Raw genomic sequence first — 12296 nt, 5'->3', positions numbered from 1 at the left:
TGATTGGTGAAAAACCAAGAGATTAATATTCAAGGTGCTCGTACAAATAATTTAAAAGATATAAGTATCAAAATACCAAGAGATAAGCTTGTCGTTATGACAGGTTTATCTGGTTCTGGTAAGTCTTCCTTAGCCTTTGACACTATTTATGCTGAAGGACAACGACGCTATGTAGAATCCTTATCGGCATACGCAAGACAGTTTCTAGGCCAAATGGATAAACCAGACGTTGATTCAATAGAAGGGCTATCACCGGCCATTTCGATTGATCAAAAGACGACAAGTAAAAATCCAAGATCTACAGTAGCAACTGTTACAGAAATTTATGATTATATGCGATTGTTATATGCTCGGGTAGGGAAGCCAATTTGTCCAAACCATGGAATTGAAATATCCTCGCAAACAATTGAGCAAATGGTTGACCGATTAAGCGAGTATCCAGAAAGAACTAAAATGCAGATTCTTGCTCCGATTGTGTCTGGTCGTAAAGGAACTCATGTGAAATTACTAGAGGACATGAAAAAGCAAGGATATGTACGCGTTCGCATTAATGGAGATTTAATAGACTTAGATGACGATATAAACTTAGATAAAAATAAAAAACATAATATTGAAGTAGTCATCGACCGAGTTGTATTAAAAGAAGGTATAGCTGCACGATTAAGCGATTCCTTAGAATCTGCGTTACGACTCGGAGATGGACAAGTTCTAATAGATGTGATGGAACAAGAGGAGCTACTATTTAGCGAGCATCATGCATGTCCAATATGTGGCTTTTCCATTGGCGAGCTAGAGCCGAGAATGTTTTCGTTTAACAGTCCATTTGGTGCGTGTACAGATTGCGATGGGTTAGGCACCAAGTTAGAGGTAAATCCAGATTTAGTTGTTCCAGATAAATCATTAACTCTGGAAGAGGGAGCCATTGTAGCATGGCAGCCTACGAGCTCTCAATATTATCCGAAGCTACTAGAGGCAGTGTGTAAGCATTACAAAATAAAAATGAATGTTCCAGTTGAAAAATTACCTATAGATCATTGGAACAAAATTATGTACGGTTCAGGAAAGGACAAAATTCGTTTCCGTTATCAAAACGAATATGGCCAAGTAAGGGACAATTCGATTCAATTCGAAGGTGTACTTGCTAACATTGAAAGACGTTATAAAGATACTTCCTCTGATTATATTCGAGAGCAAATGGAAAAGTATATGGCAGAGCATGACTGTCCTACTTGTAAGGGCTACCGTTTAAAGGAAGAAACGATGGCCGTGAAAATAGATTCATTGCATATTGGCCAAGTTTCTAGATTTTCGATTGAGGAAGCAAATAAATTTTTCAGTGAACTGAAATTGTCAGAGAAGGATATGCAAATTGCTCGATTAGTTTTAAGAGAAATTGATGAACGACTTAGCTTTCTAGATAATGTGGGACTAAATTATTTGACTCTGAATCGGGCATCCGGGACATTATCCGGAGGAGAGGCTCAACGAATTCGTTTAGCGACCCAAATAGGCTCTCGTCTTACGGGTGTGCTTTATATTCTTGATGAACCTTCTATCGGTCTACACCAAAGAGACAATGACCGTTTAGTAGCAACTCTGAAGGATATGCGAGATATAGGAAACACTTTAATCGTTGTAGAACATGATGAAGATACGATGATGGCTGCTGATTATTTGATTGATGTAGGTCCAGGAGCAGGAGTACATGGTGGACAAATAGTAGCTGCCGGAACTCCTGAAGAGGTAATGAAAGATAAAAATTCTCTTACAGGACAATATTTAAGCGGGAAAAAGTTTATCCCTCTTCCTCTAGAAAGAAGAAAACCAGATGGTCGTTTTATTAAGATTAAAGGTGCTAAGGAAAATAACCTGAAAAATGTAAACGTCGATATTCCACTAGGGGTATTTACTGCTGTGACAGGTGTATCTGGCTCTGGGAAAAGTACATTGGTCAACGAAATTCTGTATAAATCATTAGCACACAACATTAACCGAGCTAGGACGTTGCCAGGTGCACATAAAGCAATAGAGGGAATAGAAATGCTAGATAAGGTGATTGATATCGATCAGTCGCCGATTGGACGCACACCTCGCTCAAATCCTGCCACTTATACTGGCGTTTTTGATGATATAAGAGATCTCTTTGCAACGACTAATGAGGCTAAGATTAGAGGATATAAAAAAGGACGCTTCAGCTTTAATGTAAAAGGTGGACGCTGTGAGGCTTGTCGAGGCGATGGAATTATCAAAATCGAGATGCACTTTTTACCGGATGTTTATGTGCCTTGCGAGATATGTCATGGTAAACGCTATAATCGAGAGACACTGGAAGTATTATATAAAGGAAAAAGCATTTCGGACATTTTGAAGATGACAGTAGAAGAAGGGGTTGCTTTCTTTGAAAACCATCCGAAAATCAGTCGCAAAATACAAACCCTTTTTGATGTGGGGCTAGGTTATATGGAACTTGGTCAGCCCGCAACCACTCTTTCTGGTGGAGAAGCGCAACGTGTGAAACTGGCTTCAGAGCTACATAAGCGCTCTAATGGTAAGTCATTTTATATTTTGGATGAGCCAACTACAGGATTACATGTCGATGACATTGCAAGATTACTTATTGTTTTACAGCGCTTAGTTGAAAATGGAGATACTGTTCTAGTCATTGAACATAATTTGGACGTCATTAAAACAGCTGATTACTTAATTGATTTGGGACCAGAGGGTGGCGATAAAGGTGGAACAATCCTAGCATCTGGAACACCAGAAAAAATTGCAGAAGCCAAGAATTCCTATACTGGTAAGTATTTAAAAACTATATTAGAGCGTGACCGTAAAAGAATGGAAGAAGGCATTAACAAAGCAACTACAAAAAGTTAAAAAACTCAAAAAGCTTCAATGAAACTTTTTGACTCATAGAACGTATAACTAATAGGAAGAAATTTGCAATACACTTTTAATTTATGAGGAGGCCTTTCACTATGCAAGAGGAACGTAAACGTATTTTAGATATGGTTGAAAACGGCACGATTACTGCACAGGAAGCACTAGCACTTTTAGAAGAGCTCGGTAAGCAAGCAACAATAGTCACTCCCCAAGTAAATGAGCAGAAGTTTGAAGAAAAAGAAAAAGAAAAAACGCACCAAACGAGACAAGGAAATACTGATTTTATCGAAGAGCTGAAACGTGATTTTACTATGGTAGGAGATCGCTTCATGCAATTCATGCAAGGAACTGTAGATAAGATGAAGGATTTCGAGTTTGAAGTTAAATTAAGTGATCCGGTTACGTTTGAAGAAAAATTTGTAAAAGAAGATATACAATTTGAGGATATCGCGATTAATCTTGCAAATGGTAAAGTGGAAATTCATCCATCTGAGGAGCCTTTTACCCACGCTACAGTGAAGGTAAAATCCTTTAAAAATTCTACAGAGGAAGAAGCAAGAACAAGATTCCAAAATGAGTTTATCTTTACTACTGAAGGAAATAAATTACGTGTTTATAGTGATATGAAAACGGTAGCCGTACAAGTAGCACTTTATATACCAGAAAAAGAATATAATCATATTTCTGCGCGTTTGTTTAACGGTGATTTCATTGCGAAAAACCTAGAATCTAAAACCTTTAAGATTAAGACAACAAACGGTAAGGTGGAATTGGAAGATAGTAAGTTCCATAGAGCAGACATAGAAACTGTAAATGGCTCAGTCCAGGTTCAAAATGTTGAAGGTGACACCGTTGAGGTAGAAACGATGAATGGCCGCATTTACGTAGATGGAAAATTGAAGGACATAGAAGGCTCTTCGGTTAGTGGACATGTAATTCTGACAACGAAAGACAAAGAAGCACGTAAAATCGAAGGAACAGCGGTAGCAGGTACTGTTGAAATTTATGTACCTAAAAACGTTTCTTTAAAAGGCGAAACTTCTACACAGTTAGGGCGTATAGATGTGCAGCTTTCTGATGTAACTCAGTTAAACCAATCTGAGCAGCTTCTCAATAAAAAAGTAGGCTTCACAAAAGTAGTAGACTCTGAGGGAGAGCCGTTACGAGTATATGGAGATGCTAAAACAGGATCAGTTTTAGTTAGATATACAACGGAGGCATAATAAACAACTAAGACCAAGTCATTTGTTGACTTGGTCTTTTCTTTATAAAGTCCTTCAAAATTATATAGAGTTGGTACGCTTAAGAAAAGCAATAGGTAGGAAAAAGGTAGAAGGGGATGTTCACAAACACCCTTCTACTTTTTTAGTTTTTATTTTTTACCCAAATCTTTATCCCAGTGGCAATTCCTTGTGCACATTTTAAACGATATTCTTCGGATTGCAGAAGCCTTGCTTCCTCTTTGTTCGTCATAAAACCACATTCCACTAGAACTGCTGGCATGATAGTATCTCGTACAACAGCTAGATCCTTCTGTTTAATCCCCCGATTTTTCCTTTCCACAGAGATACAGAGGGATTCTTGAATATGTTTTGCTAGTAAAATAGAATCGGCGGAAGGCTTCAAATACGTGTAGGTTTCTATACCGTTCACTTCATTCCAATTGCTCCCGTATGCATTGGCGTGGATGGAAATAAAAGCTTGTACTTTTAACTTGTTCGCAAGGGAAGTTCGCTCTCGTAATGGTACATCGACATCATCAGAATGACTAAAAATAACTACGATTCCGGTGTTATCTAATTCTTTCTTAACTAATCTTGTGACCGCACTGTTAAACTCAAATTCCTTCATCTTACCATCGGGGGTTCTTTTTCCTGCTGTTTCTGGGCCATGACCTGCATCTAATATAATCCTCAATACGCTTCACTCCTTTTAACTAATAAATAGGAAGAGAAAAGATAAATGGATACTAATTCAATGTTTATTCATGCTAAAATAAGAACTAAGTTTATCAGAGGGTAAAAGGAGTGGAAAATGTGTCTCATGTTACGACAAAAGATATACAAGAGAAATTTAATTTGTCCTTAGTTAGCGGACAAGAGGGTATTGGACGACACATTTCTATAAGTGATATTTCAAGACCTGGTATAGAAATGGCTGGTTACTTTATGCACTATCCTTCCGATCGCATTCAGTTAATGGGAAAAACGGAAGTTTCCTTTTTTGAATTACTCAAACCTAAAGAAAGATCTGACCGGATGATGAAGCTTTGTGCACAGGACACACCTGTTATTATTGTTGCTCATGGCATGGAGGTTCCCAGTGAGTTAATTATAGCATCTAACGAGAACTCGGTGCCTGTTCTAACTACTAGCATGCCGACCACTAGATTTTCTAGTATGCTTACGAATTATTTGGAAAGTATGCTAGCACCTACTACTGCAGTTCACGGAGTATTGGTAGATATATATGGTGTAGGTGTATTGATCACTGGAAAAAGCGGTGTAGGTAAAAGTGAGACAGCCCTAGAATTAGTGAAAAGGGGACATCGGTTAGTTGCGGATGATTGCGTGGAAATCAGACAGGAGGGCGAGGACACTTTAGTAGGAAGCGCCCCAAAATTGATTGAGCATCTTTTGGAAATTCGTGGATTAGGTATAATAGATATTATGACACTGTTTGGTGCTAGCGCCATTCGAAGCTATAAGCGAATCACTCTTGTAATCGAGCTAGAAATCTGGGATGAAAAGAAAACTTACGACAGACTAGGTCTTGAGGAAGAGAAAATGGAGATTATTAATACTGCGGTGACTAAGCTAACGGTCCCAGTTCGACCAGGTCGAAATTTAGCGGTCATCATAGAAGTTGCTGCCATGAATCACCGATTGAAAAAAATGGGTGTTAATGCAGCAGAGGATTTTGCAAAGCGATTAGACGATGTTATAAACCAAAATGGAGAGTTTTAAATAATATATTTGGTTGAGAGGAGCTTTTATGAATATTCTACAGGCAATTGATCCGGTCGCTTTTTCATTAGGACCGCTAGAAGTAAGATGGTACGGTATAATTATTGCGTTTGGAATCGTACTTGCATTTATAGTTGGACAGCGTGAAATGGTAAAAAGAGGATTTCATCCGGATTATTTAACCGATTTACTTCTTTGGGCAGTTCCAATCGCTATTATTAGTGCACGTATTTACTACGTAATTTTTAAGTGGGATATCTATAGTCAGCACCCAGAGAATATTATTAAAATATGGGAGGGTGGTATAGCGATTCACGGTGCTTTAATAGGATCGTTCTTAACTGCTTACTTCTTTACGAGAAAACGTCGGAGTTCTTTCTGGAAGGTTACGGACATATTGGCACCAAGTATTTTGATTGGTCAGTTAGTTGGCCGTTGGGGTAACTTTATGAACCAGGAGGCACATGGTGGAGAGGTAACGAGAACTTTCTTAGAAAACCTATTCCTTCCAAACTGGATTATAGAGCAAATGTATATTGACGGAAAATATTATCACCCGACATTCCTTTATGAGTCTATTTGGAACTTGGTTGGAGTCATTATTATGCTGTTCCTTCGTAAGGTGAACTTGCGTCGCGGAGAAATGTTCCTCTTCTATTTAACATGGTATTCAGTTGGACGTTTCTTTATCGAGGGAATGCGTACAGATAGTTTATATTTAATAGGTGATTTGCGTACTGCACAGGTTGTATCACTAGTGACTATTGCAGTAGCAATTATTATATTTGTTTATAGAAGAACGATGGTTAAGCCAGTTGTGCGTTATCAAGACAAGTAAGAAAGATGGGATTGGGTATGGAAATGGGGACTCTTAAAAGGGGATTGTCTGCCGGTCTAAAAACAACGTGGACGTTAAGTAAGGTTATCTTTCCAATAACATTAATAGTAGTGATTTTGCAGCACACTCCTGTTTTGCCATGGATTATACAATTTATAGAGCCTTTTATGGGGTTAATAGGCTTACGTGGAGAAGCAGCTATTCCACTTGTCCTAGGAAATGCATTAAATCTTTATGCAGGTATAGCAGGAATATTGTCTTTAGAGTTAACCGTGAAGGAAGTATTTATATTAGCAACCATGCTATCGTTCTCCCATAATATCTTTATTGAAACAGGAGTTGCTTTAAAGGTTGGAGTGAAGCTATGGATCGTATTAGTTGTCCGATTCGGACTCGCTATAGTTTCAGCGGTTGTTATTAACTTAGTATGGCAAGGCGGTGGCGAGGTAGCAAAGTATGGGGTAGTTACCGCAACACAAAACATACCGGATGGCTGGTTGGAAATTATTTTACTCGGTCTTCAAAAAGCTACATTTGGTGTTTTGCAGCTTGCTCTAATTGTTATTCCACTTATGGTGATCATCCAATTTTTAAAGGACCGAAATTACTTACAAAAGTTTTCAGATAAATTGGCACCTTTCACCAAAGTAATTGGTGTGCAGCCGAATGCTTCCATGACTCTAGTCGCTGGTCTAGTGATTGGTCTTGCTTATGGAGCAGGAGTAATGATTCAAGCGGTTCAGGAGGACGGAGTAAGTAAGAAGGACGCAACTTTAGCATTCATCTTTTTAGTGGCATGTCACGCCGTTGTAGAGGATACGTTAATTTTTGTTCCATTAGGAATTCCAATTTTACCTCTCTTGCTCATTCGATTGATTACGGCTTTTGTCTTGACGATTATTGTCGCCTATATTTGGTGGAAATCAGAACAGAAAAGAACCAAGGAAGTGCTTACAACATGAACGTAACAACCTATAAAGCGTTGCTTTTTGATCTTGATGGAACGTGGTTAAATACTAATGAGCTCATAATTGAAAGTTTTTTACATATTTTAGGAGATAAATTTCCTGGGAAATATGATAGAGAAAGTGTAATACCTTTTTTAGGGCCATCACTTCGGGAAACCTTTGATGGCATCGATCCATTGTTAACTGAGTCACTTATTTTGTCATACAGGGCGTGGAATGAGGAACAGCACGATCAAATGGTTACAGCATTCGATGGGGTTGTCGAAACCCTTCAAAAATTAAAGAATCAAGGCTATAAGTTAGCAATCGTTTCTACAAAGAGAAGATCCATGATTGATAGAGGGCTTCAGCTTGTTGGATGTCAGTCATTATTTGACACAATCGTGGGTTATGAAGATGTATCAAATACTAAGCCTGATCCTGAACCTATTCTGCTTGCCCTAGAGCAATTGAATGTCAGTAAGGAAAACGCCCTCATGATTGGTGACAATTTTCATGACATAGTTGGTGGGCAACGTGCTGGAGTAGATACTGCCGCTGTAGCTTGGTCTATAAAGGGTGAGGCATTCTTGGCAACATTTAATCCAACCTATATGCTGCAGCATATCAGTGATTTACTTTCTATAAAAAAAGGACAGCACTTATGAGAAAAACGGAGAGATACCTTGTAAAGGGAGCTAATTCCCTGTGGCATGTGTACGATACGGTACCTTTCTGGAAGGTGATAAAAAATTTTATTTTTATCCAGGCAGCGAGATATTCACCTTTTTTAAGCTGGAAAAACTTTTTTTATCGTACTTTTTTAAGAATGGAAGTTGGAAAGGAAACTTCTTTTGCTTTAATGGTGATGGTAGATGTTATGTTTCCTGAAAGAATTAAAGTAGGAAATAATACGATTATAGGATACAACACAACGATATTGGCACATGAATATTTAATTGATGAATACCGAATTGGCGATGTTATTATCGGAGATCGCGTATTAATAGGCGCTAACTCCACTATTTTACCTGGGATAACAATAGGAAATGACGCTATTATCTCTGCGGCAACACTAGTAAATGCTGACGTGCCAGAGGGCTGCTTCGTAGGAGGCAACCCAATGAGTATTATTTATACGAAGGAACAAATGCTAGAGCGTAATGCAAAGTAAAAAACTATTTAATGTTAGAAAAGAGCTGCACCTCCCCTGTTAGATTTTAACTAACAAGGGGAGGTGTAGTTTTTATATGATAAAAACTACCAACTAATTCTCTCAAGCAAAATACTTGATTAATATTTTTACTGAGATATAATTGACGAGTCAATGATTGATTAGTCAAGAGTTGATTCGTCAAGGGGTAAGGAGGGGAACGATGACTAAATCCTTTAAAGAAATAAAACAAACATTGCTTATGCTTCAAAGTATTGATAGACGAGTAGCGCAAAACTTTGAAAAAAGAACTGGTATTAGTTTCACCAGGTATGAAATGTTACACACATTATTCGAACGAGCACAGCTTTCCCAAATAGAGTTACAGCAAACGTTGAAAATTGATCAAGCAGCAATTACAAGACACTTGAAAATACTGGAAGAGAAGAACTTTGTTGTTCGCAATCGAAATAAGCAAAATAATAGAGAAGTGATTGTAGAGATTACAGATGCCGGTATAAGCACTTTAGAGAACTGTGATTTAGATAAAAATCAATTTATTGATGAATTATTTAATGGATTTACAGATCAAGAGATAAAGCAACTTCAAATATTAGTGAAAAAGTTAATTGATAACACAGAAATGCTAAATAGTTAAAAGGAAAAATACACGACATTCCTTGAAACTTCGAAATAATTCATTTGAAAGGGGTATCTAAGATGCCAAAAACACAAACAACAATCGACCAATTAATCCACGAAAGAAAATCAGTACGTAAATATAAAGAAAATGTCGTTATTCCTCATGAGGAAATACAAACTTTGTTACAAAAAGCGATTACAGCGCCTTCTTCAAGCAATATGCAGCCATGGCGTTTTATAGTAATTGAAGATCAACAGGTAAAAAAAGAGTTACGTGTGATTGCTAATAATCAGGAACAAGTGGAGACTTCATCAGCAATAATAGCTGTACTCGGAGATTTAGAAATGTACAAAAATGCAGAAAAAATATATGACGCTAACTATGAACAAAAATTTATGCCTAGAGAATTAGCTGATTTAATGATAAAAAATTCTCTTGCCTTGTACGGAAACTTACCTCAAGAAACAATGAAAAATATTGTACATTTTGATGCAGGACTTATATCCATGCAAATTATGTTATTAGCTAAAGATATGGGCTACGACACAGTCCCAATGGGTGGCTTTGATAAAGTCAAATTTGCTGAAAAATTTAACTTACTTCCAAATGAAGTACCAATTTTACTTATTGCTATAGGAGAAGCAGCTGCTCCTGCATACGGATCTTCACGCCTTCCTCTTGAACAAATCGTTAGGTATATTTAATAGAAGTATTGGAAAAATAAAATCTAAGAAGTATCTGCTTAATCATTAAGCAGGTACTTTTTTTCTTTTTCAAATATTTGTCGCTGAGTCGAGCAAGCTCTTAGTATCTCTACACTACAAATCAGTCTTCGGAAGTGATTCACAAAGCATTAGTACAAATAATATAAATAGTAGATTGTCCTCCAATCTCAAGCTTTTTATTACTTATTGAATGAAGCTGTAAGCTTGTTCAAAATCCTACTGATTTCGATAACGTTCTGAAGTTGACGAATAGTATGAAATAGTATAAAATTTACTTAATTTATTATATTAGCACTCTAGCATAGTGAAGTATTTAAAATAAGAGGTGAAACCATTGAGTAAAATTCAAATGTTTGAAAAGCCGCTTGGGATGCGAGACTCATTTCCAGAGGTTAATGAGCAAAAAGAATACATAAGATCTATAGCGAGAGAATTTATTCGAAACAAAGGATATGACTTTATCAAAACGCCATCGGTAGAGTATTTTGAAACCATTGGGAAAGCATCTGCAATCGATGAATCCTCATTATTTAAGTTGGTGGACAATCAAGGTGAGATGCTTGTTCTTAGACCTGATATGACAACCCCGATTGCTAGAATTGCAGCATCAAAGCTTTTAAAGGAAAAAAATCCATTACGTTTAGCTTATTATGCTAACGTCTTTCGTGCACAGCAACGTGAAGGCGGAAGACCAGCGGAATTTGAACAGCTGGGCCTAGAGCTGATTGGTGATTTTAGTGCTTATGGAGACAGTGAAATTATCTATACCGCAGTAGAACTCATTAAAGCGTTAGGCGTGGAGAACTTCCAAATTACTATTGGTCATGCTGGAATACTGACAGCAATTCTTTCTAACAATACTAGCAAGCTAGAGCAAGTCGAAACACTTAGACTGCTCCTAGTAGAAAAGAACTTTGTAGGATTTGTACAAATGCTAGATGACTTGAAGCTGACAGACACACAAAAGGAGAATTTGACAAAGCTTGTAGATTATACGCTAGAGTCTAAATCATGGGAAGATTTTAGACAGCTTTTGACAGACGAACAACAGTATTTATTGGATCAGATTGAACAACTAAAGAAGCTTTTAGAAGTACAACTGAGTGATCCTGCTATTTACTCGTTTGATTTTTCATTGGCGAGTCATATGAGCTATTACACAGGTATGTTATTTGAAATTCATGCAGCAGGAAGTGGTTTTCCAATTGGCAATGGGGGAAGATATGACGAGCTATTTAGGCAATTTGAACAAAGCGTGGGAGCTACGGGCTTTGGAATACGGGTTGATCGCTTGTTAGAAGTATTGCCTAAAAAGGCAACTGATGAAAAGCATACGCTTCTTTTATTTGATAAGGGCTCATTCCTGAAGGCTAATGTGCTAGCGGATGCAAGAAGAAATAATGGAGAGCGTGTCACCCTTCAATATAAGGACAGTGTCCATGACATAGAAGCCTATCAAGATAGTTTTCATGAAATAATTAAGGTAGTAGAAGGTGGTTCTGCAAGTGAATGAATTAACGATTGCAATGCCTAAAGGACGTATTTTTGAAGAAGCATATCAATTATTTATCGACGCAGGATTTAACTTACCAGCCGAAATTAGTGATTCTCGTAAGTTGATCGTAGAGGCACCGGATGAGAGGATACAATTTATTCTGGCAAAGCCCATGGATGTTCCAGTTTATGTGGAGCATGGGGTTGCTGACATTGGAATAGCGGGGAAGGACGTTTTGCTAGAGCAGCATCGGGACGTGCATGAACTATTAGATTTGCATATTAGTAACTGCTATATTGCGACAGCAGGCTTGCCGAATACTGTTATGAATGAGATAGCTCCTCGTGTTGCTACTAAATATCCAACGATTGCGACCAATTTTTATAAGGAAAAAGGGGAGCAGGTGGAGATCATTGAACTGAACGGTTCTATTGAGCTAGCTCCAATGATTGGCCTTGCCGATCGTATCGTCGACATTGTATCTACAGGACAAACGTTAAAGGAAAATGGTTTAGTAGAATATGAAAAAATTGTAGATATATCATCTAGGATAATCGTCAATCCGGTAAGCTATCGAGTAAAAAGCGAGCGAATTCGAGCGTTCGTTGCGAAGCTAAATAAAGAACTTCTAAAAAGGTAGGGAATG

General features: G+C 37.7%; 12 protein-coding genes. 11 read left to right on the top strand and 1 reads right to left on the bottom strand.

Features of this window, described 5'->3' with window-relative positions; genetic code table 11:
* Positions 1 to 6 precede the first annotated feature (6 nt).
* On the top strand, positions 7 to 2877 hold the full coding sequence (gene uvrA, locus MHB55_RS16050; protein ID WP_340863646.1) for an excinuclease ABC subunit UvrA: 2871 nt from the start codon (positions 7 to 9) through the stop codon (positions 2875 to 2877).
* A 101-nt stretch (positions 2878 to 2978) separates the two neighbouring features.
* Positions 2979 to 4106 carry a DUF4097 family beta strand repeat-containing protein gene (locus tag MHB55_RS16045; RefSeq protein ID WP_144538997.1) on the top strand — a complete coding sequence of 376 codons (1128 nt, stop codon included), beginning with the start codon at positions 2979 to 2981 and terminating at the stop codon, positions 4104 to 4106.
* Between the two features lie 142 nt (positions 4107 to 4248).
* On the opposite strand, the gene MHB55_RS16040 is transcribed toward MHB55_RS16045, so the two are convergent.
* Complete coding sequence (locus MHB55_RS16040) at positions 4249 to 4800, bottom strand: N-acetylmuramoyl-L-alanine amidase family protein (RefSeq protein ID WP_340863645.1); 552 nt, start codon at positions 4798 to 4800, stop codon at positions 4249 to 4251.
* A 119-nt stretch (positions 4801 to 4919) separates the two neighbouring features.
* Here MHB55_RS16040 and hprK point away from each other — a divergent pair, with 119 nt between their 5' ends.
* The 9 genes from hprK to hisG all read left to right on the top strand — a co-directional run bounded on the left by hprK (position 4920) and on the right by hisG (position 12290).
* Positions 4920 to 5849 carry an HPr(Ser) kinase/phosphatase gene (gene hprK, locus MHB55_RS16035; protein WP_144538993.1) on the top strand — a complete coding sequence of 310 codons (930 nt, stop codon included), beginning with the start codon at positions 4920 to 4922 and terminating at the stop codon, positions 5847 to 5849.
* A 28-nt stretch (positions 5850 to 5877) separates the two neighbouring features.
* Positions 5878 to 6687 carry a prolipoprotein diacylglyceryl transferase gene (gene lgt, locus MHB55_RS16030; protein WP_340863644.1) on the top strand — a complete coding sequence of 270 codons (810 nt, stop codon included), beginning with the start codon at positions 5878 to 5880 and terminating at the stop codon, positions 6685 to 6687.
* Between the two features lie 23 nt (positions 6688 to 6710).
* The gene (locus MHB55_RS16025) at positions 6711 to 7649 is read left to right on the top strand and encodes a nucleoside recognition domain-containing protein (protein WP_340863981.1); all 939 of its coding nucleotides are present in this window, start codon (positions 6711 to 6713) and stop codon (positions 7647 to 7649) included.
* On the top strand, positions 7646 to 8302 hold the full coding sequence (gene ppaX, locus MHB55_RS16020; protein ID WP_340863643.1) for a pyrophosphatase PpaX: 657 nt from the start codon (positions 7646 to 7648) through the stop codon (positions 8300 to 8302). Before MHB55_RS16025 ends, ppaX begins: the two co-directional genes overlap by 4 nt.
* Positions 8299 to 8808 carry an acyltransferase gene (locus MHB55_RS16015; RefSeq protein ID WP_191697633.1) on the top strand — a complete coding sequence of 170 codons (510 nt, stop codon included), beginning with the start codon at positions 8299 to 8301 and terminating at the stop codon, positions 8806 to 8808. Before ppaX ends, MHB55_RS16015 begins: the two co-directional genes overlap by 4 nt.
* 202 nt (positions 8809 to 9010) lie before the next feature.
* A complete protein-coding gene (locus tag MHB55_RS16010) occupies positions 9011 to 9445 on the top strand; it encodes a MarR family winged helix-turn-helix transcriptional regulator (RefSeq protein ID WP_151113113.1) in 435 nt (144 codons plus the stop codon).
* 62 nt (positions 9446 to 9507) lie between these two features.
* On the top strand, positions 9508 to 10134 hold the full coding sequence (locus tag MHB55_RS16005) for a nitroreductase family protein (protein ID WP_144538983.1): 627 nt from the start codon (positions 9508 to 9510) through the stop codon (positions 10132 to 10134).
* Positions 10135 to 10480: 346 nt separating this feature from the next.
* Entirely contained in the window at positions 10481 to 11668 is a 1188-nt protein-coding gene (locus tag MHB55_RS16000; RefSeq protein WP_318245418.1) for an ATP phosphoribosyltransferase regulatory subunit, read from the top strand.
* Complete coding sequence (gene hisG, locus MHB55_RS15995; RefSeq protein WP_144538979.1) at positions 11661 to 12290, top strand: ATP phosphoribosyltransferase; 630 nt, start codon at positions 11661 to 11663, stop codon at positions 12288 to 12290. The genes MHB55_RS16000 and hisG overlap by 8 nt, the downstream gene beginning before the upstream one ends.
* Positions 12291 to 12296: the final 6 nt, after the last annotated feature.

It is taken from the genome of Psychrobacillus sp. FSL K6-1267 (assembly GCF_038003265.1).
Lineage (GTDB): Bacteria > Bacillota > Bacilli > Bacillales_A > Planococcaceae > Psychrobacillus > Psychrobacillus faecigallinarum.
This window is presented reverse-complemented; position numbering and strand designations above follow the sequence as displayed.

Bases quoted from the DNA above. Each gene is read 5' to 3' on its own strand.
- MHB55_RS16045 (WP_144538997.1), top strand. From the start codon at position 2,979: ATGCAAGAGGAACGTAAACGTATTTTAGATATGGTTGAAAACGGCACG.
- lgt (WP_340863644.1), top strand. From the start codon at position 5,878: ATGAATATTCTACAGGCAATTGATCCGGTCGCTTTTTCATTAGGACCG.
- MHB55_RS16025 (WP_340863981.1), top strand. From the start codon at position 6,711: ATGGGGACTCTTAAAAGGGGATTGTCTGCCGGTCTAAAAACAACGTGG.
- ppaX (WP_340863643.1), top strand. From the start codon at position 7,646: ATGAACGTAACAACCTATAAAGCGTTGCTTTTTGATCTTGATGGAACG.
- MHB55_RS16015 (WP_191697633.1), top strand. From the start codon at position 8,299: ATGAGAAAAACGGAGAGATACCTTGTAAAGGGAGCTAATTCCCTGTGG.
- MHB55_RS16010 (WP_151113113.1), top strand. From the start codon at position 9,011: ATGACTAAATCCTTTAAAGAAATAAAACAAACATTGCTTATGCTTCAA.
- MHB55_RS16005 (WP_144538983.1), top strand. From the start codon at position 9,508: ATGCCAAAAACACAAACAACAATCGACCAATTAATCCACGAAAGAAAA.